Source organism: Aurantiacibacter suaedae (assembly GCF_005434915.1).
Lineage (GTDB): Bacteria > Pseudomonadota > Alphaproteobacteria > Sphingomonadales > Sphingomonadaceae > Alteraurantiacibacter > Alteraurantiacibacter suaedae.
The window spans coordinates 404,610-426,583 of the sequence record NZ_SKCG01000003.1; the positions used below are offsets into that span (position 1 = coordinate 404,610).

18 protein-coding genes are annotated in these 21,974 nt (G+C 61.3%); 15 read left to right on the top strand and 3 right to left on the bottom strand.

Translation table 11 applies throughout. The features are described from left to right. The first annotated feature begins 58 nt into the window (after window positions 1-58). Both E0473_RS12910 and E0473_RS12915 read left to right on the top strand, forming a co-directional pair. A complete protein-coding gene (locus tag E0473_RS12910; protein ID WP_241657502.1) occupies window positions 59-2,788 on the top strand; it encodes a glycoside hydrolase family 2 TIM barrel-domain containing protein in 2,730 nt (909 codons plus the stop codon). A gap of 137 nt (window positions 2,789-2,925) precedes the next feature. Beyond that, window positions 2,926-3,690, top strand: coding sequence for a sugar phosphate isomerase/epimerase family protein (locus E0473_RS12915; RefSeq protein WP_161981604.1), 765 nt, complete (start codon window positions 2,926-2,928; stop codon window positions 3,688-3,690). A gap of 36 nt (window positions 3,691-3,726) precedes the next feature. On the opposite strand, the gene E0473_RS12920 is transcribed toward E0473_RS12915, so the two are convergent. Together E0473_RS12920 and manD are read right to left on the bottom strand one after the other, a co-directional pair. Continuing rightward, entirely contained in the window at window positions 3,727-4,608 is an 882-nt protein-coding gene (locus tag E0473_RS12920; RefSeq protein ID WP_137681292.1) for a sugar kinase, read from the bottom strand. 37 nt (window positions 4,609-4,645) lie between these two features. Then, a complete protein-coding gene (gene manD, locus E0473_RS12925; RefSeq protein WP_137681293.1) occupies window positions 4,646-5,854 on the bottom strand; it encodes a D-mannonate dehydratase ManD in 1,209 nt (402 codons plus the stop codon). 103 nt (window positions 5,855-5,957) lie between these two features. On the opposite strand from manD, the gene E0473_RS12930 reads away from it, so the two are divergent. The 6 genes from E0473_RS12930 to E0473_RS12955 are packed head-to-tail and all read left to right on the top strand — an operon-like array spanning window position 5,958 to window position 12,325. Next, window positions 5,958-6,707: a FadR/GntR family transcriptional regulator gene (locus E0473_RS12930; RefSeq protein ID WP_137681294.1), complete on the top strand. Its 750-nt coding sequence runs from the start codon at window positions 5,958-5,960 to the stop codon at window positions 6,705-6,707. Window positions 6,708-6,745: 38 nt separating this feature from the next. Next, on the top strand, window positions 6,746-8,155 hold the full coding sequence (gene uxaC, locus E0473_RS12935; protein WP_137681295.1) for a glucuronate isomerase: 1,410 nt from the start codon (window positions 6,746-6,748) through the stop codon (window positions 8,153-8,155). Continuing rightward, complete coding sequence (locus tag E0473_RS12940) at window positions 8,152-9,525, top strand: mannitol dehydrogenase family protein (RefSeq protein ID WP_241657503.1); 1,374 nt, start codon at window positions 8,152-8,154, stop codon at window positions 9,523-9,525. Before uxaC ends, E0473_RS12940 begins: the two co-directional genes overlap by 4 nt. Before the next feature lie 37 nt (window positions 9,526-9,562). Continuing rightward, window positions 9,563-10,567 (top strand): TRAP transporter substrate-binding protein, encoded by a 1,005-nt coding sequence (locus E0473_RS12945; RefSeq protein ID WP_206663446.1) that lies wholly within the window; start codon window positions 9,563-9,565, stop codon window positions 10,565-10,567. Then, window positions 10,560-11,045 carry a TRAP transporter small permease gene (locus E0473_RS12950; protein ID WP_137681297.1) on the top strand — a complete coding sequence of 162 codons (486 nt, stop codon included), beginning with the start codon at window positions 10,560-10,562 and terminating at the stop codon, window positions 11,043-11,045. The genes E0473_RS12945 and E0473_RS12950 overlap by 8 nt, the downstream gene beginning before the upstream one ends. Then, window positions 11,042-12,325 (top strand): TRAP transporter large permease, encoded by a 1,284-nt coding sequence (locus E0473_RS12955; RefSeq protein WP_137681298.1) that lies wholly within the window; start codon window positions 11,042-11,044, stop codon window positions 12,323-12,325. Before E0473_RS12950 ends, E0473_RS12955 begins: the two co-directional genes overlap by 4 nt. Before the next feature lie 29 nt (window positions 12,326-12,354). On the opposite strand, the gene E0473_RS12960 is transcribed toward E0473_RS12955, so the two are convergent. Then, window positions 12,355-13,395, bottom strand: a complete 1,041-nt coding sequence (locus E0473_RS12960; protein ID WP_137681299.1) for a LysR family transcriptional regulator — start codon at window positions 13,393-13,395, stop codon at window positions 12,355-12,357. Window positions 13,396-13,424: 29 nt separating this feature from the next. On the opposite strand from E0473_RS12960, the gene E0473_RS12965 reads away from it, so the two are divergent. Genes E0473_RS12965 through E0473_RS12995 form a run of 7 tightly spaced genes read left to right on the top strand, consistent with a single transcriptional unit; the run spans window position 13,425 to window position 21,952 of the window. After that, window positions 13,425-15,857: a TonB-dependent receptor gene (locus E0473_RS12965; protein ID WP_161981605.1), complete on the top strand. Its 2,433-nt coding sequence runs from the start codon at window positions 13,425-13,427 to the stop codon at window positions 15,855-15,857. Beyond that, a complete protein-coding gene (locus E0473_RS12970) occupies window positions 15,857-16,840 on the top strand; it encodes an MBL fold metallo-hydrolase (RefSeq protein WP_206663447.1) in 984 nt (327 codons plus the stop codon). Before E0473_RS12965 ends, E0473_RS12970 begins: the two co-directional genes overlap by 1 nt. A 3-nt stretch (window positions 16,841-16,843) precedes the next feature. Then, window positions 16,844-17,959 (top strand): FAD-dependent oxidoreductase, encoded by a 1,116-nt coding sequence (locus E0473_RS12975; RefSeq protein WP_137681301.1) that lies wholly within the window; start codon window positions 16,844-16,846, stop codon window positions 17,957-17,959. A 26-nt stretch (window positions 17,960-17,985) separates the two neighbouring features. Further along, window positions 17,986-18,888 carry a VOC family protein gene (locus E0473_RS12980; protein ID WP_137681302.1) on the top strand — a complete coding sequence of 301 codons (903 nt, stop codon included), beginning with the start codon at window positions 17,986-17,988 and terminating at the stop codon, window positions 18,886-18,888. 4 nt (window positions 18,889-18,892) lie between these two features. Next, window positions 18,893-20,050, top strand: coding sequence for an alpha/beta hydrolase family protein (locus E0473_RS12985; RefSeq protein WP_137681303.1), 1,158 nt, complete (start codon window positions 18,893-18,895; stop codon window positions 20,048-20,050). A 28-nt stretch (window positions 20,051-20,078) separates the two neighbouring features. Beyond that, window positions 20,079-21,263 carry an MFS transporter gene (locus E0473_RS12990; RefSeq protein WP_137681304.1) on the top strand — a complete coding sequence of 395 codons (1,185 nt, stop codon included), beginning with the start codon at window positions 20,079-20,081 and terminating at the stop codon, window positions 21,261-21,263. Next, the gene (locus tag E0473_RS12995; RefSeq protein ID WP_137681305.1) at window positions 21,260-21,952 is read left to right on the top strand and encodes a glutathione S-transferase family protein; all 693 of its coding nucleotides are present in this window, start codon (window positions 21,260-21,262) and stop codon (window positions 21,950-21,952) included. Before E0473_RS12990 ends, E0473_RS12995 begins: the two co-directional genes overlap by 4 nt. Window positions 21,953-21,974: the final 22 nt, after the last annotated feature.

Here is a 21,974-nt window from a genome sequence, read left to right on the forward strand (position 1 = left end):
ATGTGGTAAACACGGCCAGGCCCATAATGGCGAAAGAACTAACGGATAGGATAGCAACATGGTCGGCATGATCGCGCGCAACGCTCTCATCGGGGTGTCCATTATCGGCTTGGCGATTCCGTCATTAGCCGCTTCGCAAGAAAACAGGCCCTCGCTTCCGGCAGCGTCAGCCGACAAGAGCATCGCATCGCCGCAGCGCCAGCGGATCGAGCTGTCGGACGGCTGGCAGTTCAATCTTGTCGGCCCTTATAGCGACGATGGTGCGCTGGATTTCCCGCAGGCAGAAGAGTGGGAAACCGTTTCGATCCCCCACTCCTGGAACCGCGTGGGCTATTATCTCTCAGACCCCGAAACCCATATCAACACGCCCGAGAACATCGAGAAGACACAGGGCGTAGGTTATTATTACAAGACCTTTGACGCACCGCAGCTGAATGACGGCCAGCGCATGTTCCTCGAATTCGATGCCGTGAGCCGGACCGGCGAAGTCTGGCTGAACGGGGAATATCTTGGCGGTCATCGCAACCCGTTCGGGCGTTTCAGGCTGGATGCGACAGCGCTCGTGAAACCAGGCGAAGCGAACGAGCTTTACGTCAAGGTCGACAACACCCAGCCAGCCGAAGGCAACAGCACGGCTGATGTCTTGCCCATGACCGGAGATTTCTTCGTGCGTGGCGGCATCTATCGTCCCGTCACCGTTGTGGTGACCGAACCGGTCCATTTCGACATGCTCGATTATGGCGGGCCGGGCGTTTACGCCGCTACTACGGACATTGTCGGTGGCGACGCCGAGATCAGCCTGAGCGGGCGCGTCACCAATTCAAGCGGCTCTGATGCTGCCATAACCGTGGTTGCAAGCTTGCTGGACGATCAGGGCGAAGTCGTCGGAAGCTGGCAAGAGGAGGCGGTCATCGCGCCGGGCGCGACGAGCGAGCTGGAAGGATCGATGCGCGCCCGATCCCCGCGCCTTTGGGACGGGCTGTCGGATCCTTATCTCCACACGCTTCGCTACGAGTTGCGTGCCGCGGATGGCACTGTCCTCGACACGATCGAGCAGGCCTTCGGCATCCGCAAGATGGAGCTCGATCCTGAACACGGGTTCCTGTTGAATGGCAGGCCTTACAGGCTGGTTGGCGCCGGTTTCCATCAGGACACCGAAGAGTCCGACTGGGCTGTTTCGCCCGAGCAAGTGGATGAATCGCTGCGCATCATGCTCGACATGGGCGCCAACTCGCTGCGTCTCTCACACTATCAGCACGGCAGCCCCGTGCACGATCTGGCAGACAAGTACGGCATCGTCCTGTGGAGCGAAATCGGGTTGGTTACTGCCTGGACCAATGCGCGCGATCAGGTGGAAGCGCCGCAGGGCATCGTCGACAACGCCCGCCAGCAATTGCTCGACCTCGTTCACCAGAATTACAACCACGCCTCCGTTGCCGCCTGGGGCATTGCCAACGAAGTGGACTTCGGCCCCGGACGCCCCGATTTCCTCGGCCGCCCGCCCGAGGTGGTTGCCGACCCCATGCCATTGCTGAACGAGTTAGCCGACCTGTCGCGTGATCTCGATCCTCATCGGCCAGTAGTGCTGGCCAATTGCTGTGAGGATCGGGGCATGGTCGATGTGCCCGTAGTAGCCGAAGCGGTGGATGCTGTTGGTGCCAACCGCTATTACGGTTGGTATTATGGCGAGCCCGGCGAACTTGGCGAGCATCTCGATGGCCTGCGCCTGAAGCACCCCGAAATCCCGCTTTCGGTGAGCGAATACGGAGCAGGCGGCGCGCCCAACATGCACACCGACGATCCGCTGGGAGGGCCGATCGATATGGCCGGGCGCACGCAGCCGGAAGAGTTCCTGACGTGGTTCCATGAGGAAAACTGGCGCGAACTTGCGCACCGCGACTACCTGTGGGGGATCTGGCTGTGGAATGCATTTGATTTCGGCACCACCGTTCGTGCTGAGGGCGATGCGCAGGACATCAATACCAAGGGATTGGTGACCTATGATCGCGACATTCGTAAGGATGCGTTCTACTTTTACCGTGCCATCTGGTCTGACCAGCCGACCGTGCATGTGCAAGGTCGGCGTTATGTTGATCGTGCCTATTCCGTCACCGATGTGCGCGTGAATTCCAACGCTCCTTCGACGACCCTCATTGTCAACGGTTCCGAACTGGCCCCGCTGAGTGACTGCGACCAGAATGTCTGTGTGTGGCAAGACGTGCGTCTTGCTGCTGGCGAGAATGCCATCGTCGCACGCGGCAGTTTTGATGGTGGACCGGTCGAGGATGCCATCACCTGGCAGTTGGATGAAGAGCAGCACCATGCCTTCCGCATCGACAGCGGCGCGGTGGTCGCGGCGTCGGCAGAAGTGCAGTTCGGCTCGGACGATTTCTTCGTTGGCGGAACTGCCGGCAGCACCGACCAGCGTGGCGGACGCGGGCGGCAGGCGGTTTTCGCGGATATCGAGAACACCGACCGCCGCGATATCGTCTCCAGCTTCCGCCAGGGCGACTTCAGCTATCGCATTCCTGCGGAAGAAGGGCGCTACCGGGTCACGCTGACATTCGTGGAGCCAGGCGAGCAAGCAGGTGCACGCGTGTTCAACGTGTCAGCGAACGGCGAGACCGTTCTTCCATCGTATGACATCAATCAGCGCGCTGGCGGAACGTTGAAAGCAGTTAGCGAGACGTTCGACATCGCAGTTGATGACGGCGGTATCGAACTGGATTTCTCTCCGGTCCAAGGTCAGGCGCTAGTCTCGGCCATTGAGATAGTTCCTCAGGATTAGGACCGATCATGATCCTGACGAGACTTAGCAGGCGCGAGTTCATCGTCGGGATCGCCGGGCTCGCGGCGGCGGGGTGCACACGCGATGCCCTGCCTCCCCGACTTGCGCGCCAGCCGCTGGGGCTGGCCCATCTCACCGTGGCAAGGGAACTGGCGCTCGATTACGCCGGGACGCTTCGCCGTGCGAGAGAGCTTGGATATACGCACTTCGGTTTCCCGCTCGGCGCGCAATCCCCGCGCCATGATGCGCCGCGCGATCCGGTAGAGGTTGCTGAACTTTGCAGGCATGCCGGGCTGGCCGTGGGCACCGTCCGCCTCGCTTACGCGCCGGATTATGGGCGGCAGATGCAGCTTGCGCGAAGTCTTGGCGCGCGCATCGTCGCACAGTCCGCGGCTGACGTGTTCTTTACCGGACCGACACCCGGTGAGACGACGCGCGCGGCATTCGAAGACTGGATGCTGCGCCTGGAAACGATGGCACAAGCGGCACGGGACGAGGGCGTTCGCCTCGCCTATCATAACCACGACTGGGATCACGTGCCGCTGGACGGCAAGACGCCCCTAGAACTGATTGCGGAGGATTTCGCACCTGGAGAAGTCGACTTTGAAATCGATATCGGATGGGCGGCCGTTGCCGGTGTCGATCCGGTTGCATTGGTACGAGACCTTGGACCGCGGGTGCTTTCGCTTCACCTGAAGGATGTGGATCGAAGTTGCCTCGCGAACGATTGCAGGCGCTTTGTCGCTCCGGGCGAGGGTGACCTCAGCTACTCCGAACTTATGCCTCAGATTCGCGAGCTATCTCATGCCATAGGCTATGTCGAAGTAGACGATCCCGTCGACGGCTTGCAATCGGCCGCTCGCGCGGCGCAAACCCTTCGCCCGTCTCTTGCCGCGCGATAGTGGGTCTGCCGTGCGCAGCAGCGTCCTTATCGATTATTACGCGCCAGTATAAGGCGAAGCGGAATCTAGCGGCGGAATGGCTCCTGCGCGCATGATCGTCCAGGCCGCCAGGGTATTGCCTCTGCGTGCAGCCTCGTGAGGATCGGCACCGCTGAGCCGGGCCGAAAGATAGCCGGCATTAAAGGCATCGCCTGCGCCGCTGGTGTCTACAGGGCTAAGGATTGCATCGGGAGCTAGCAGTTCGCCATCGGGCAGTCTGCACCCCCTTGCTCCCAGCTTCACCACGATCTCCGTGCATCCGAGACCAACCCAATGCGCGGCGACCTTTTCCTCGTCGGTAGGGCCGCAGATCAGCGCTTCATCTTCCAGGGTGGGCAGGCCGTGCGTCGCAACCGCGATCGCCTTATCCCGCCATCTCTCAGCCGTCTGCGAATTGGCCCAGAGGTTAGGTCGATAATTGGCATCGAAGACAACATTGGATCCGTTCTGTCGCATCCGCATGGCAAGTGAGATGAGCGCTTCCTTCCCGGCATCCGGCAGAATAGCGAGCGAGATCAGCGAGAAGGCCAGCGTTGCGGACGCTTCGATCTGCTCAACCAAATCTGCGGTGCCGGGTAGGGCGAACACCTGACGCGCGGCGCTGTCGCTTCTCCAGTAAGTGAAGCTGCGTTCTCCCGCATCATCAAGGGAAATTGCATAAAGGCCGGGCTGGCGTGTCGGGTCGGTAAGGATCGCGGAGCAGTCGAGGGCTTCTTCGCGCCATGCGCATCGAAGACGCTCGCTGAAATTGTCCCCGCCCAGCGCGGTGGCGAACGCCACGTCATGGCCGGACCGCGCCATGTGAATAGCCGTGTTCAGCGTGTCACCGCCGTAGCCAAGCCGATATTCGTCGCCGTCGGCCTGACGCAGTTCAGCCATGCCTTCGCCGACGAAAGTGACGCGGCCCGTTGCCACCTTACCAGTTCCACATGCTGCCGTCTTCCAACCGGGCGACCGGAAGGTAGGCAGGCTTGTAGGGATACTTCGCGGCCAGCTCCTCGTCTATGTCGACCCCGTGGCCGGGCGTCTCGCCGCAGTACAGATGTCCGTCAGCGAAGCTGTAGTCGTGCGGGAAGACCTCGTCCGTCTCCTCGGTATGGCGCATGTATTCCTGGATACCGAAATTGGGCACCCAGGTGTCGAAGTGCAGCGCACAGCCCATCGTGATAGGCGAGAGGTCGGTCGCCCCGTGGCAGCCGGTGCGAACCTGGTACATGCTGGCAAGATCGGCGATGCGACGCAGATGGGTGAGGCCGCCAGCGCCGACCACCGTGGTGCGGATATAGTCGATCAGCTGGTTCTGGATGAGATCCTTGCAGTCCCAGATCGTATTGAAAATTTCGCCAACCGCGAGCGGGGTGGTGGTGTGCTGGCGCACCAGCTTGAACGCTTCCTGGTTTTCCGCCGGGGTGCAGTCCTCGAACCAAAACAGCTGGAACGGTTCCAGCATCTTGCCGAGGTTCGCCGCTTCCTGCGGCGTGTAGCGATGGTGGCCATCATGCAGCAGGTGATGATCGTAGCCATAGGTATCGCGCAGCTTTTCGAAGAGCTTGGGAACATAATTCAGCGCCTTGCGCGTGTCCCAGCCGGTGACGGAAGGCAGCTCCGCGTCCGCCGGCTCGTAGTGCAGTGTGCCGCGGCCCACGCCATAGGCATCCTTGATGCCCGGCACCCCCGTCTGGGCGCGGATCGCCTTGTAGCCCATATCGATATACTTGCCGACGGCATCCACCGTAGCCTCGATGTCGGCACCGTTGGCATGGCCGTAGACCATCACGCGGTCGCGGCTGCGGCCGCCCAGAAGCTGATAGAGGGGCATGCCGGCCATCTTGGCCTTGATGTCCCACAAGGCCATGTCCACTGCCGCGATGGCGCGCATCGTCACCGGGCCCCGGCGCCAGTAGGCACCGCGATAGAGATATTGCCAGATATCCTCGATGCGTTGCGGGTCGAGGCCGATCAGGCACGGGATTACATGGTCCTCGAGATAGGACACTACGGCAAGCTCGCGGCCGTTCATGGTCGCATCGCCGATCCCGTAAACGCCCTGGTCCGTTTCGATCTTGAGCGTGACGAAATTTCGTCCCGGACAAGTGACAATGACTTTTGCAGCGACAATTTTCATGCAAGACCCCGGAAGTTCGCGACAGACTGTAGGCAATCCTTGACGCTGCTGATTTGGTCTGTCAAGTTTCCAAAATCGGTAAGTCCAAAAGGTAGAGCTCGATATGAAGGCGCAAGCAAGTCCCCGTCTCTACAAGGAGGTGGCTGCGAAGCTGCTGCAGGAAATCCAGTCGGGCAATTATGCCGTAGGGGCCCGCCTTCCTGCGGAGAGGGACTTGGCCGTCACGTACGATGTTAGTCGGCCGGTTATTCGAGAGGCCATTATCGCGCTCGAAGTGCAGGGCCTTGTTGACGTGCGCGTCGGCTCGGGCGTTTATGTGCACTCCGCCAGCGGTCAGAAAACGATCCCTGCCGGCGATGTTTCGGCAATCGAGCTCACCGAAGCGCGGCTCCTTGTCGAAAGTGAAGTGGCTGCGCTTGCCGCTTCACAAATTACCGGCGAGGAGCTGGCCGAACTGGAGGCGCTTGTTCGCCAGATCGAACAGGAGAATAAAACGCCGGGTGGCAAAGAAGAAGCCGATGCGGACTTCCACCTCGCCATTGCCAGGGCCACGAAGAACAGCGCCCTTGTCGAGTCCGTTGAGCGTTTGTGGGAGTTGCGCAATACGTCGCGCGAAGCGGTGTTGCTTCACGAAAAGGCGCGCCACGCGAATATCAAGCCAGTCGTGGACGAGCATACGGCCATCCTGAACGCCTTGCGGGAGAGCGACCCAGCCGCAGCGCGCGCAGCGATGCGCGCCCACCTGCTCAAGGTTCTCGACAGCCTCCTCTTCGCGACCGAGCAGCGCGCCGTCGACGAAGCTCGCCGCAATGTGCAGGCCAAGCGCGAACGCTATTCTCAGCTAACGGCCTAATGACGGCCTGAATAATGTCGAGAGAGATTACCTGAATCATGCATAAGCTCAGTCTCCACCCTGACCGGCTATTGCCGGCGCACGATGCAACTCGCGCCATCGCCCGTGAACTGTACGAAAGCGTGCAGGGCTTGCCGATCATTAGCCCGCATGGACACACCGATCCCTCCTGGTTCGCCGACAACGCAAATTTCGGCAATGCGACCGATCTCTTGCTCGTCCCCGATCATTACGTGCTGCGCATGCTCTATTCGCAGGGCATCCCGCTCGAGGCGCTCGGTGTGGCCGAGGCATCGGGTGCGCCTCGCGCCGACCCACGCGAGGCATGGCGATTGTTCGCCGACAACTATCACCTGTTTCGCGGAACCCCGTCGCGTATCTGGCTGGACTGGGTGTTCAGCGAGGTATTCGATCTCGACACACTGTTGTCCGGAGAGACGGCGGACAGCTATTTCGACACGATTACCGAGGCCCTCCAGCGCGACGACTTCCGGCCACGCGCCCTGTTCGATCGTTTCGGGATCGAGGTGATCGCTACGACTGAAAACCCTCTCGACACCCTTGAAAGTCACGCGAAGATAAGGGCGAGCGGGTGGAACGGGCGAGTCATCACCGCCTACCGTCCCGATCCCGTCATCGATCCTGAATTCGAGGGTTTCCGCAAGAATCTCGATGCTCTGAGTGATCTCACGAATACAGACTGCACATCCTGGGATGGTTACCTTGCCGCGCACCGAAAGCGCCGGGAATTCTTCCGCGAAATGGGCGCGACGTCCACCGATCACGGCCACCCCACACCGGCAACGGCAGATCTGTCGAAAGCAGAGTGTGAGGACCTGTTCCGCAAAGTCCAGGCAGACAAGGTCGATCCTGCAGATGCCGAACTGTTCCGCGCCCAGATGCTGACGGAAATGGCGACGATGAGCCTGGATGACGGGCTGGTCATGCAGATCCATCCCGGGTCTTTCCGCAATCATAATCCGGCTCTGTTCGATCGCTTTGGCAGGGACAAGGGAGCAGATATCCCGGTGCGCACCGAATATGTGCGAGCCTTGCAACCGCTGCTGGCAAAGCATGGCAACGATCCGCGCCTGTCGGTGATCGTCTTCACGCTGGACGAATCCACCTATGCACGTGAACTCGCGCCGCTTGCCGGGCATTATCCCGCGCTGAAGCTGGGACCTGCCTGGTGGTTCCATGACAGCCCCGAAGGAATGCGCCGCTATCGCCGAATGGTCACCGAGACCGCGGGCTTCTACAACACCGTTGGTTTCAACGATGATACGCGGGCGTTCCTCTCGATCCCGGCCCGGCATGATCTGGCAAGGCGGATCGACTGCGGTTTCCTTGCGGAGCTGGTGGTCGAACACCGGCTGGAAGAATGGGAGGCTGCCGAGCTGGCGAAGGACCTCGCGTACAATTTCGCCAAGACGGCCTACAAGCTGTGAGGCTCTCTGCAGAGAACGCCGGCCAGTTGCCCGGCGACGTTTCGCGTCCGGGCTACGACCGGGGCCAGCCCGTCGGTATCGTGCATTTCGGCATCGGCGCGTTTCATCGCGCGCACCAGGCTGCCTTTACCGATGCCTGTATGGAGGGCGGCGAACCGGGGTGGATGATTGCCGGGGTGTCAATGCGCTCGGCTGCCGTCGCGGAACAACTCAATCCACAGGACGGGCTCTATACACTGACTGTGCGGTCCGCAGGTGAGAGCCGCACGCGCCTGGTCGGTTCGGTTGCCCAAGTTCTCGTCGCTGGATCCGACCGCGAGGAAATCGTCGCATGTCTTGCGTCCCCCGATTGCCATGTCGCAAGCTTCACCGTTACCGAAAAGGGCTATTGCCGGAAGCCGGACGGATCGCTTGATCTCGCAAAAGCGAAGGATGGGTTTTACCCCATCTTGAGCGACGCGCTGGTCATGCGGCGCGATGCAGGCCTGCCAGGCCTTTCGCTTCTCAGCTGCGACAACCTCTCGGGTAACGGCAAGCAACTCCGGCGTCTGATGCTGGAGTGGATCGATGATAATGCGGCCGATCTGCGCGACTGGTTTCTCGGCAATTGCACAACGCCGGACAGTATGGTGGACCGGATCGTGCCTGCATCTTCCGGTGCCGATCTGGACGGTCTTGAGCAGCGCATCGGGATGCGCGACGAAGGTGCGGTGTTCACGGAAGCTTTTACCCAATGGGTAATCGAGGACGATTTCGCGGGGCTGCGGCCTTCGTGGGAGGATCACGGCGTCCAGATCGTTTCGGATGTCGCGCCTTTCGAGACAGCCAAGTTGCGAATGCTGAACGGCGCCCACTCGCTGCTCGCCTATGCCGGGCAGGACCGCGGGCACACTTTCGTCCACGAGGCGATTGCGGACGATCAGCTCCGCCACCTCGTGCAGCGGCTTATGATCGAGGAAGCAGCGCCTACTATCGCAGCAGGCGATGGGCAGGATCTGGAAGCCTATGCCGGCGACTTGGTCGCGCGTTTCGAGAACCCTGCGCTCAATCACCGGCTGGCGCAGATCGCGATGGACGGCAGCCAGAAGATCGGCCAGCGCTGGCTCGAGACGCTCACGATCCAGCAGCAGCGCGGCAACTCCTGTGAAGCGATCCTGACTGCGATTGCGCACTGGCTGAACCATATCAGCGGCGATGCGCGCGAGGTCGAGGATCCGCAGGCCGACGCCTTGCGCGAAGTGTGGCAGCGGGCAGGGCATGATGGCATCGTCCAAGCAATATTCGGCACGGGCGGCCCCTTGCAGTCCGACTGGACGCCGAGCCAATCTGACATGGCATACATCAACGCGAAGTTGCAGAGCCTGCGATGACCATTGTCAGGAGGCATTCTTTGGCGGGTGCGACAACGTGCTTCGCCTGAACCGACGCACGGCTTTGCTGGCTGGAGGGGCTTTCGGCGCGTCCGCTTTGCTTGGCGGGTGCGGGCAGGCCAGCCGTGCCCTCCTGGCCGCGGACAGCCAGCCGGAAAACTATCCCACCGTCGCAGCACTGCGCTTCTTCGCGGCTGAGCTATCCAGACTTACGGGCGGCAGGCTCAATGTCGATGTCTATCCTTCCGAACAGCTGGGCAGCCAGAACGACACGCTGGAACTGGCGCAACTTGGCGGCATCGACTTCGTGCGCATCAATTCTGCGCCGTTGAATGTGCTGGTGCCCGAAACCCTTGTTCCCTCGCTGCCCTTCCTGTTTCGTTCCATCGACCACATGCGCGAAGCCATGGATGGCGAACCCGGGCGCGCGATTCTTGGCGCGCTGGAGGAGCACGGTCTGATCGGCCTGGCCTTCTACGAAAGCGGCGCGCGCTCGATCTATACCGTCGACCGGCCTGTTCGCGAACCGCAGGACATGGCCGGCCTGAAGATCAGGGTGCAGACCTCGGACCTGTTCGTTTCCATGATCGAGGCCATGGGCGGCAATGCCACTCCGATGGCCTATGGCGAAGTGTATCAGGGCATGGTCCAGGGCGTTATCGACGGCGCGGAGAACAACTTTCCCTCCTACGAGAGTTCGCGCCATTTCGAAGTGGCTCCGGTCTACAGCCTGACCCGGCACGTGATGGCCCCGGAGATCTTCGCCATGTCGAAACGGAGCTGGGACAAGCTTTCACCGGCGGACCGCGAAGCGGTGCTGCAGGCGGCGCGCGCTTCCGTTCCGGTTATGCGCGAGATCTGGGACCGGCGCGTTATCGAATCCCGCGAGATAATCACCTCGGCCGGAGTGCAGTTTATCGAAGACGTCGACCGCAACGCGTTCAGCGAGCGGATGCAGCCTGTCTGGGATTTCTATGCCGATACGCCGAGGCTGAGCATGCTGGTGGAAGATATCCGCAACATGGGCGCAAGCAATGATTGACCGTGCAATCCGCTGGGTGAGCCATTCGCTGCTCCTAGCCTCCGCGCTATCACTGGCACTGATGGTGAGCATTCTCACTTGGCAGGTGTTCTCCCGTTATGTGCTGGATACCAGTCCGGCCTGGGCTGAACAAATGGCGCTCTTGCTGATGATCTGGATGACCTTTCTCGGCACGGCATCGGGCATTGCCGAAGGCTTCCATATCCGCATCGTTGAAGGTGTGACCAGCCTCGCGCAGCCATGGCGAGGGCGCGCCGTGGGTATCGCGAACCTCCTGATCATATTGGCCGGCATCCTGTTCCTCGTGCTCGGAGGCCAGCTTGTCGATGCGACTTGGAACAACGCGGTTCCCACCCTGCCGCTGACGCGCGGGATGGTCTATCTTGTCATTCCGCTTTCCGGCGCACTGATGGCCCTCTTCGCATTAGAAAAGCTGGTTAGAGGTGAGGAGATCACCGGAAGTGCAGGCAGCGCATGACACTGATCCTGCTGTTACTGCTAATGCTGGCGGTGATGCTCTATCTGGGCGTGCCGGTGGCTGTATCGCTGTTTCTCTCAGCGTCGGCGATCCTGCTCGCGCTAGATATCCCGCTCGTCGTCGCTGCCCAGCGCATGTCGGCAGGGGTCAACGTCTTCACCTTGATGGCGATTCCCTTGTTCATCCTCGCGGGCGAATTGATGACCCAGGCGGGCATAGCCCGTCGTCTGGTGAACCTGTCGGAATCTACGCTCGGTTCAGCGCCGGGCGGCTTGGGGCAGGTCACGATCCTTTCCTCGATGCTGTTCGGGGCAATTTCGGGCTCGGCGCTTGCGAGCGCATCTGCCATGGGTTCGGCAATCGGGCCTGAAATGCGCAAGCGTGGGTTCGACGCCGATTACACGGTGAACGTCTCTACCACCGCATCTATCACCGGCTTGCTGATCCCCCCGTCGCACAACATGATTATCTATGCCACGGCAGCGGGGACCGGAATTTCCATCGGCGATCTCTTTCTTGGGGGCGTCGTGCCGGGCATCCTGACGGGTCTGGCATTGATGGTGGTGGCGGCTATCGTGGCCATCCGCCGCGGTTATCCGCGCGGGACCTTTCCCGGCCTGCGCCCGCTGATCCGCGCAGCGATCACGGCGACACCCGGCATCCTGACTGCCGTCATCATTCTGGTCGGAATTCTGGCCGGGATATTCACCCCCACCGAAAGCGCCGCAATCGCCTGTGCCTATACCTTGCTGATCGGCATCTTGGTCTACCGCGATCTCGATCTTGCTGGTCTGCGTGCCGCCTTCATGAACAGCGCGCGAACCACCATCATGGTGATGTTCATCATCGCCACGGCGTCGCTGTTCGGCTGGGTGCTGGCGGTGCTCCAGGCGCCAACGCAGCTTGCCGAGCTGCTGGCGCCGGCAATGGCCAGCCCGTTGCTTACCCTGATCCTGATCGCCGTCATGCTGCTCGTGCTGGGCACGTTCATGGACATGGCCCCCCTGATCCTGATTACCACGCCGATCTTCCTGCCGATCGCCACCGAGGTTGGGATGGACCCGGTACAGTTCGGCGTCATGCTGATGCTGGCTCTGGGTATCGGGCTGCTGACCCCGCCGGTAGGTTCGGTGCTGTTCGTGGGTTGCGCGGCGCAGGGCATACAAATCGGTCAGGCGTTGAAGACCATCTGGCCGTTCTACATTGCTCTTCTGATTGCGCTTCTGCTTGTGATTTGCGTGCCAGGGCTTTCGCTCTGGCTGCCCGCAGCAGTCGGCTAGGGCAGGGAGTTTGCCGAGGGTCGCGCTCGTCAGAGCATTACGGCGGCCCTGCCGATCCTCTCACGCAGCCACAGAAGGCCGGGATCTGCTTCCCGCGTGGCATGGAACTGCATCATCTCGCGCATCGGCGGCATCGCAAAAGGCATCTCGAGCACGCGCAGCGGAAGGCGCGTAGCCATCAGCCGCGCCAATCTTTCGTGCATCACGCACAGCAGTTTCGTCTCGGGCACCAAGTGAGGCGCTTGGATGAACGAGGGGGCACGCACCACGATACGCCGCTCGATGCCCTGGCTCCTGAACCATTGCTCCGCGAATGTGAACTGACGGCCGACGCTGACCGCCACGTGGCCGGCGTCTTCGAAAGCCTGTTTCGAAAGAGGGGCATCGATCGTGGGATTACCGGTCCAGCCCACGGTCACGTGCTGCTCCTCGAAAACCAGCTCGCACGGGTGATCGGGGTGCACGAACGCTTCCGGCGTCAGCAGCAGGTCCAGCTCCCCATTGCCAAGCGCAACTTGCTGAGCCGGGCTCGGTAGTTCGAAGCTGAAGCCAATGCCCGGCGCTTCCGACAGGAGCGTGTTCACCAGTGGTGCAAGCAGCACAGTCGTCACATAATCTGACGCGGCAACACGGAAATGGCGTTCGGAGCGACTGGGATCGAACCGGCCCTGGCGGGCGATCAGGGCGCGCAGTTCGAAAATTGTCTCCGCGATTTCCGGTTGCAAGGCCAGCGCGAACGGCGTGGGGATCAGCTTTTTGCCGTATTGCGACAGAATGTCGTCTTGAAAGCTCTCCCGCAGACGTTTCAGCGAAGCGCTCATCGCCGACTGCGTGACGTTCAGCCGATTGGCAGCCCGTGTCACGCTCTGCTCCTGCATGAGGATATCGAACGCGACGAGCAGGTTCAGGTCGAAATTGTCTAGTCGCATAAACCATCGATACCAGTGATGGATTTCGATGAAAACAAAAGATTGGACTAAACAACCGCTCGGGTGAGAAACGTTGGCGACGAGGCGCTTAGAAGCAGCCTCACCGGGAGAGACACATGCAGAAATTTCTAGTCGCCACATCGGCGATAGCGATCGCGTTAACGAGCCAGATGGCCCTGGCGCAAGACACGCAGGCTGAAAGCGCAGGGGCGGAGCGCTCAGCCGGGCTTAACGTCATCACCGTGACCGCGCAGCGCCGTGAAGAGAGTTTGCAGGACGCGGCAATTCCAATCAACGCTGTAAGCGGCGATGAGCTGGAGCGGACCGGCGTCGTCGACGCGACCCAGCTGAACAAGGTCGCGCCCGCACTCTACGTGCCCGAGGCGGGCGGCGCCAACGTCGGCTACTTCATCCGCGGCGTCGGCAACTTTGCCAACAACGGCTATACGAACCCGGCGGTCGCCTTCAATCTGGACGGTGTCTATATTGGGCGCCCGTCATCGACCGTGGCCTCGTTTCTCGACGTCAACAGGGTCGAAGTGCTCAAGGGCCCTCAGGGCACGCTTTACGGTCGCAATGCGACCGGCGGTGCGGTCAACGTCATTCCCAACGCGCCGCGCCTCGGTGTGCTGGAAGGTAGCGTGAGTGCGCAATACGGCAATTACGAAGCGATAGAGACGACCGGCGTCGTCAACCTGCCCGTGGGCGACCGGGTGGCCGTAAGGATGGCGACCACATATTCGGAGCGGGACGGATATTACGACGACGGAACGGGCGAGAAGGAAGACTTCGCCCTGCGCGGACAGATATTCTTCGAAATCTCGCCAGCCGCCGATATCCGCCTGTCGGCCGACTATTCCACGCAGAAAGGCACCGGCCCTGGCGTCGATGTCGATGGTGTCTACACATTCGCCCCATTCACGCCCGATGCCACTGTGCCTAACTGGCAGTTCATCGCTGCCCCGCCTTCGGTGCGCGAGCCATTCACTGGTCTTTTCTCACCAGAAACGCTTGAATTCATCGAGGACAACGCCACCGCTGCGCCGCTGTACTCGCCGGTGGAGGGGTATGATTACCCTTATCGGGACGATAAATACTGGGGCGTCAACGCCGAGTTCAACCTCGATCTCGGCGGGGTCGACCTGGTCGTCGTACCGGCCTATCGTCTGTCCGAACTCGACAACCAGTTCAACGGCGCGCCGTTCAAGTCTGGTCTCAACAAAGACAAGGCCGAACAGTTCAGCATCGAAGGGCGGCTTTCTGGCGATTCCGGTCCGCTCGAATGGCTACTGGGCGCGTACTACTTCGACGAAAGCGTCGAGGGGTTGAATTCCTACAACCAGTTCTCGACGGTTTCCTTCCAGGATTTCGCCAGCACGACCGAATCCGCCGCAGTATTCGCGCGCGCGAGTTACAGCGTCACCGAGGATTTCCGCGTCGTCGGCGGAATACGCTACACCGACGAAAGCCGTTCGATCGACGCGCTTTCTATCAGCACGACCGGCGTTTGCCTGAGAGAATCCGCGTTCGGACCGCCCAGTTGCCAGCAAGTGCCCACCATCCCTGTCGGCCTTACCTTGCGCGACAGTCTGGAGCAGCTCGATCCGGCGCTCTTCCCTGCGGGTTCTCCGCTTGACCGCCCCGTGCCCTACGGCGCTTTTCCCTACGGGCCGTTCGGCCCTACGGGTCCGCAGGCGCTGCTCATCAACACGCCGACCGAGATCGAGCGCACTTCGGGCGATGACGAGATCACCTGGCGCGCCGCGCTGGAATATGACGCGACGCCCGATAACCTCATCTACGCCAGCTTCGAAACGGGCTTCCGCGCCGGCGGGTTCAACCTCACTTTCGGGCAGGAAGAGTACGATCCGGAATACATCGATGCCTACACGATCGGATCGAAGAACAGCTTCTTCGACAATCGCCTGCAACTGAACTTTGAGGCATTCTATTGGGATTATCGCGGACAGCAGCTTGCGGCCCTCGGCGTTGATGATCGCGGCAACAATTCGTTCTACACTCGCAATGTAGGGCAATCCTCGATCAAGGGGGCGGAGGTCGATTTCCAGGCTTTGCTGACGGAAACGACCCTGCTGCGCGGCGGTGTCCAATATCTCGACGCGACGTATGATACATTCGTCTATGATCAGGTGGATCTTTCCGACGATACCGATCCGCCCAACTTCCTGACGCCGATCACCGGTTGTGACTACACCCAGAACCTGGGAGCGCAGCGCAGCTTCACCATCGATTGTTCGGGCAGGCCCGCTCTCAATGCGCCCGACTGGACGATCAACCTTGGAGTGCAGCAGACCTTCGAGATGCGCGATTTCGAGGTGATTGCCACGCTCGACGGGCGCTATCGCAGCGAGAGGGTGATCGGCTTCAACTATCTGCCCACGGGCAATGCGGACGAAGACTTGACGATCGACGCGAGTATCTCGCTGGTGCCATACGACAAGGGCTTCACGGCCAGCGTGTTCGTGCGCAACCTCACCGACGAGGCCATGCGCTCGCTTTACCAGCTTGGTGCCGCCAATGTGGCCTCGCCGAAGTTTGAGCCGCCGCGTACCTTCGGTGTCCGGGTCGGGTACGATTTCTGATGATGAAAGAGTTTACACAACTCCTGGCCGCAACCGCGGCGCTGTCGCTGTCTCTCACTCCGGCGACAGCACAGGATGCGGCGCAGGATGGCGACGGCACCTGGATCACGCTCGGTACGGCGGCAGGACCGGTGACCAGTTCGACCCGCTCCCAGCCCGCGAACCTGCTTCGTTTCGGCGGGCGAGATTACCTCGTCGATGTCGGCGACGGGGCGGCCGGGCAGAGCGGCAAGGCTGGCGTGCAGACCAAGATGATCGACGGGATATTCCTCTCCCACCTGCACTTCGACCACACGGCTGGTCTGATGGGGATTTTGGGATTGCGGTTCCAGACCAATGGCAGCGATCCGCTGACGATATATGGCCCGCCCGGAACGCAGCATTTGGTCGACGGCATCCTAACCGCAATGGAGCCGGGGGCGACGGCGAACTATGGTGTTGCGGGTGCGGCGCCGGTCGATCACCGCGCTGGTATCCGCGTGGTCGAACTGCGAGACGGGGACAGTGTCGAGACAGGCGGCATGACCGTGACCGTCCGGCAGAACACGCATTACAGTTTCCCCAAAGGCAGCGAGCTTGCAGATCGCTTTGAATCGCTGTCCTATCGCTTCGACCTACCGGACCGATCCATCGTTTACACCGGCGATACGGGGCCGAGCGATGCGGTGGAGCAGCTGGCAAGCGGCGCCGATCTTCTGGTCGTGGAAATGATGGACATCCCGCTTACGATCGAACGGTTGCTGGAGGCCAATCCCGGCATTCCGGCAGCCGTTTCGCGGGCCATGCAATCGCACCTTGCCGATCATCACCTTTCGCCCACGCAGGTGGGCGATCTCGCCGCTCGTGCCGACGTCGGTTCGGTCGTCGTCACGCACTTCTCGGGCTGGGAAAAGAACCAGCCCGCACACATGCGCTATCTCGAGGAAATCGCAGAAACCTATGATGGGGCCTTCCTGATAGCCGATGACATGGATGCATTCTGAGTTATGAAAAACCTCGACATACTAATCATTGGCGGCGGCATCGGCGGGTTGACCTCGGCGATTGCGCTGCGCCGCGATGGCCATTCGGTCACCGTGATCGAGAAGGATCCTGAGTGGGCCGTATACGGCGTGGGGATCATCCAGCAGAGCAATGTCCTGCGTGCCATGAAGGCGCTCGACTTGCTCGACGATTACATGGATGCAGCGGTCGGCTTCGATTTCGTTGCCATCCACGCGCCAGACGGAACGCAGGTCGCCAAGGTGCCGAGCCCGCGGCTGGTGGAGGGCTATCCCGCCAATGTCGGCATCGGTCGCCCCGCGCTGCACAAGGTGCTGGGCGATCGCACGATCGCAGCAGGGGCGGACGTTCGCCTCGGTGTAACCGCCGAGAGTATCGATGACGATGGCGAGGGCGTCACGGTCCGCTTCTCCGATGGCAGCGAGGGGCGTTACGACATCGTGATCGGCGCCGATGGCGTCTATTCGGATACCCGGCACAAGGTCATGCCCGACGCCGAAAAGCCCGAATACACCGGGCAGGCTGTGTGGCGCTACAATTTGCCGCGCCCGGCCGATCTCGATTCACTGCATGTCTATAACGGCCCGACCGGGATTGGCCTTGTGCCGATCAGCTCTGAGCTCATGTACATGTATGTGACAACGCCGGAGCCCGGCAATCCGTGGTACGACAAGCAGGGGCTGGCAAAGATCATGCGCGAGAAGCTGGCAAATACTGCGCCCACGATCCGCGAAATGGCAGAAGCGATTACCGACGATGAGGGCGTGGTCTATCGCCCGCTCGAAGGCATGATGCTTTATGGCCCATGGAGCAAGGGCCGGGTGGTGCTGCTCGGCGATGCCGTCCACGCCACGACACCACATCTGGGGCAGGGCGCCGGCATGGCAATCGAGGACAGCATCGTGCTGGCTGAAGAGCTGGCGAAGGCGGACACGCCGCAACAGGCCTTCGAAGCCTACCGCGAGCGCCGTTTCGAGCGCTGCAAGTACATCGTCGAGAGCTCGCTCGCCATCTGTCACGGGCAGCTGGGCAAGGGCCCGGCAGTCGATAACCACAAGGCCACCGCGGAGATGTTCGAAATCACCGCGGAGCCGATCTGAACTTCATTCTATCGAGGGACTTAGTAATGAGCCGAGTAACTGAAATCCGCTACGTCGGATATGGCGTCGAGAACTTCGACGCCGAGCGCAAGTTCTATGCCGAGGACTGGGGCCTCGTTGAGGTCGCCGATGCAGACGGCATGGCCTGGTTCAAGACCCATGGGCATGACGAACACCACGTCGTGCGCCTGCACGACACCGGCACCAATTGCATCGAGGTGATCGCGCTGGCGGCGGACAGCCGGGACGATGTCGACAACCTGCACACCAAGGTTTCCGAAGCAGGCTGCAAGATCGTTCACGAGCCGCGCGCAATCGACGGGCCGGGCGGCGGCTATGGCTTCCGCTTCTTCTCCCCCGACGGCCTTCCGTTCGAGATTTCGGCCGATGTCGAGAAGCTCGACAAGCGCGCCATGGAGCGGTGGGAGGGCCTGCCGGTGAAGATCAGCCACATCGTGCTGCATTCGCCCGATCACCAGGCGGCGGTTAAGTTCTTCACCGATGTGCTGGGTTTCAAGGTCAGCGACTGGCTGGGCGACTTCATGTGCTTCCTGCGCTGCAACAGCGCGCACCACCGCGTCGCCTTGCTGCCGGGGCCGCCCTGCCTGAACCACGTTGCCTACGATATGCTGGGCGCGGATGACATGCTGCGCGGGGTCTCGCGCCTCAAGCAGCGCGACATCGACATCAAGTGGGGGCCGGGACGCCATACCGCGGGCGACAACACCTTCAGCTATTTCTGCACGCCGGGCGGGTTCGCAGTGGAATACACCGCCGAGCTGGAGGAGGTCGATTTCGAAACTTGGGAGCCGACCGTATACAAGCCGGAGCCGCGGGTCATGGACCAGTGGGGCATCGGCGTGGGTGGCCCGCAGACCATGCCCAAAGCGGCGCCCGATCCCTGTCTCTTCAAGCCGGCGGAGGTTTGATCGCGTGGCACTTTACTCTCCTTTCAAGAACTATATCTGGAACCTCAGTGTCGCCATCGCGATGGAAAGCGGCGGGCGCATCGGCGAGATCGTCGACATGTGCCAGCCGATCCTCGATGCGGCTGACAACGGCGCCGATGCCGGCACGCCCGAATTTATGCGGGCCTGGGCCGCAATGGGCCACAAGCTGCTCGAACTGGCGAAGGAGGATGAGGAGAAGGGCCGCGCCTTCTCAGCTTCCGACAAGATGGAACGCGCCTCGCTTTACCTGCTGGTGGCCGAGCGGATGCAGGGCCACGGCACCAAGGGCCGCGAGGAAACCTACGCTCTCGCTCGCGAGACTTTCGATCGCTCTACCCAGCTAGGCAACATCAATCGCGAGCGCGTGGAAATTCCGCTCGAGAAGGGGACGATGTCGGCGCTGTTCACCCGCGCGCCGGGCGAGGGGGAGCGGCCCTGCGTGGTCTATTGCAACGGCCTCGATAGCTCCAAGGAGCTGCTTTACTGGTCTCGCTTGCCAGAAGCGCTGGCGCGCCGTGGTATTTCGACACTCTGCGTCGATCAGCCCGGCACTGGAGAGGCGCTGCGTCTGCAGAACCTCCCCGTCGATCCGCATTCCGAAAGCTGGGCCAGCAAGGCGGTCGACTGGCTCGAACAGCAGCCGGAAGTCGATAACGCCCGCATTGGCATGACCGGTATCTCGCTGGGCGGGCACTTTGCCCCGCGCGCGGTTGCCTACGAACCGCGATTTGCCAGCGGAGCCGTATGGGGCGCGAACCACAACTGGCGTGAGGTGCAGGACAAGCGGATGGAACGCGAAGGCGAGAACCCCGTCCCGCATTACTGGGCACACGTTCACTGGGCATTTGGCGCGAAGGATCAGGACGATTTCCTGGAGAAGTCGACTGACATGAACCTCAACGGTCACATGGACCGGATCAAGGTGCCCTTCCTCGTCACTCACGGCGCGCATGACCGGCAGATCAACCCCAAATACGCCGACGATCTCTACGACCAGCTCGTCAACTCGCCGCGCCGCGAGAAGGTGATCTTCACCGAACGCGAGGGCGGGGTGGAGCATGTCGGCGCCGACAATATGAGCTATGGCTGCAGCCTGATTGCGGACTGGTTCGCCGAAACGCTGGGCGGCCATACCGCATAGCGCAATGGCTGGGAGAGGACCTTACGCCATGATCGACAAACACGAGGCGCGCGAGGCAGGAAAGCGCCAAGGCTTCATCCTGCTGGCAACCGCTGTGTTGCCGATCATGGCGATCGTGTCCCTCATCCCTGTCCTGCCCTTGCTGTTGGGCGAATTTGCGAATGTGCCCAACAGCGAGTTTCTGGTGCCGATGGCACTCACCATTCCAGCGCTGTGTGTCGCCTTGTTCTCGCCGCTGGCGGGGTGGCTTGCGGACAAGATCGGACGAAAGCAGCTGCTGGTTTGGTCGCTGATCCTCTACGCCGCCTTTGGCATCTTGCCGTGGTTCCTAGACGATCTGTTCCCGATCATTGCCGCCCGCTTCGGATTGGGCGTGGTGGAAGCCGTCATCATGACACTCGCGACGGTTCTGATCGGCGATTATTTCTCGGGCGAGCAGCGTGAAAAGTGGATTGCCTCGCAAATCGCGGTGGGCAGCATTGCCGCGATCGTGCTGATCGCGATTGGCGGCCTGCTTGGTGAGGTGCTTGGTTCGAGGGGGCCGTTCCTTCTCTACCTGCTGGCCCTGCCGATTGCGCTGGTGGCGGCGTTAGGATTGTTCGAACCGAAGACGGCCGAAGTCGAGACCGTACACGGGTCGCAGAGATTTCCGCTGCGGACGATCCTGCCTCTTGCTGCGATAACCTTCGCAGTAGGGATCGTGTTTTACACCGTGAGCGTCCAGATTGGCCCGATCATGCAAGCTTCGAGGCCAGTGTCGCCGGCGCAAATCGGATTTGTTGGCGCCATCTGCAATCTTGCTGTCGCGCTCGGCTCTCTGGCCTTTCATCGGGGAAGCAAGAATGCAGGGCCGAAGCTATTAGCGATCGGCCTTGTGCTTGCGAGCCTGGGCTATGCCGGCGTAGCTTTTGCGCCCAATCTCTTGATCCTGGCAGCCTGTGCCGCACTGGTTTCTTTTGGCAGTGGGTTGATGTTGCCCAACATGCTTGCCTGGACGATGCGATCGCTTCCGGCAGCTATGCGCGGGAGGGGGATGGGCCTGTGGACCGGCTTCTTCTTCCTGGCTCAGTTCCTTGCTCCTCTGGTTCTCGCCGCATTCTCCGATGTCTCCGGCACCCTCACGCTGGCCCTTGCCGTCTATGCTGTTGCCGCCGGTGTCGGTGCTGTGTTGGCATCGATTAAGGCTCGGTCGAGCAAGAGGTTGGCAGCGTGACGCGAAAGCCTGTCCTTTGGTTTGCTCCGCAGACTTGCGCCCGAGTCACCCTTACCGCGCTTGAAGAGATCGGGCAGCCGTTCGATACACGTTTGATTGCCTTTATGGCAGGCGAACACCGCCAACCGGATTTCCTGTCCGTCAATCCTTCGGGCAAGGTTCCTGCGCTGGAAACCGGCGACGGCGTAATTGTGCAGAACGGCGCGATCCTCAGCTATCTGGCGGACATGTTCCCGGAGGCGCGATTGCTGCCGCACCCCGTTGATGCACGGGAACGCTCGCGGATATTGGCCGAACTGTTCCGCTGTTCCAGCGACCTGCATCCGCTGGTGACCCGGTTCGTGATGTCGCCCACGATTTCCACCGATGCCGCCGACGCTCCGCGCATCCGAGCCAAGGCCGGCGAAGCACTAGCGCTGCAACTCGCTCCGTTGGAGCGGCGGCTGGACGCGCAGCCTTGGATGCTGGGGCAGGATTGGTCGATTCTCGATGCTTATCTTGCCTGGATATGGTTTCGCATAACCGGCGTCGGTTTCGATCAGCGCGATTATTCCGCGCTGCAAACACATTATGCCAAGGCTTGCGAGCGTCCGAGTGCAATTGCCGCACTTGCGCACGAAGCGAAAGCGCAGACCGAACTCAAGGCGCGGGGGTTGTTCTTTCAGCCTCCGCCAGCCGACAAGGCATGAGCTGAATATAACTCGATGAAAA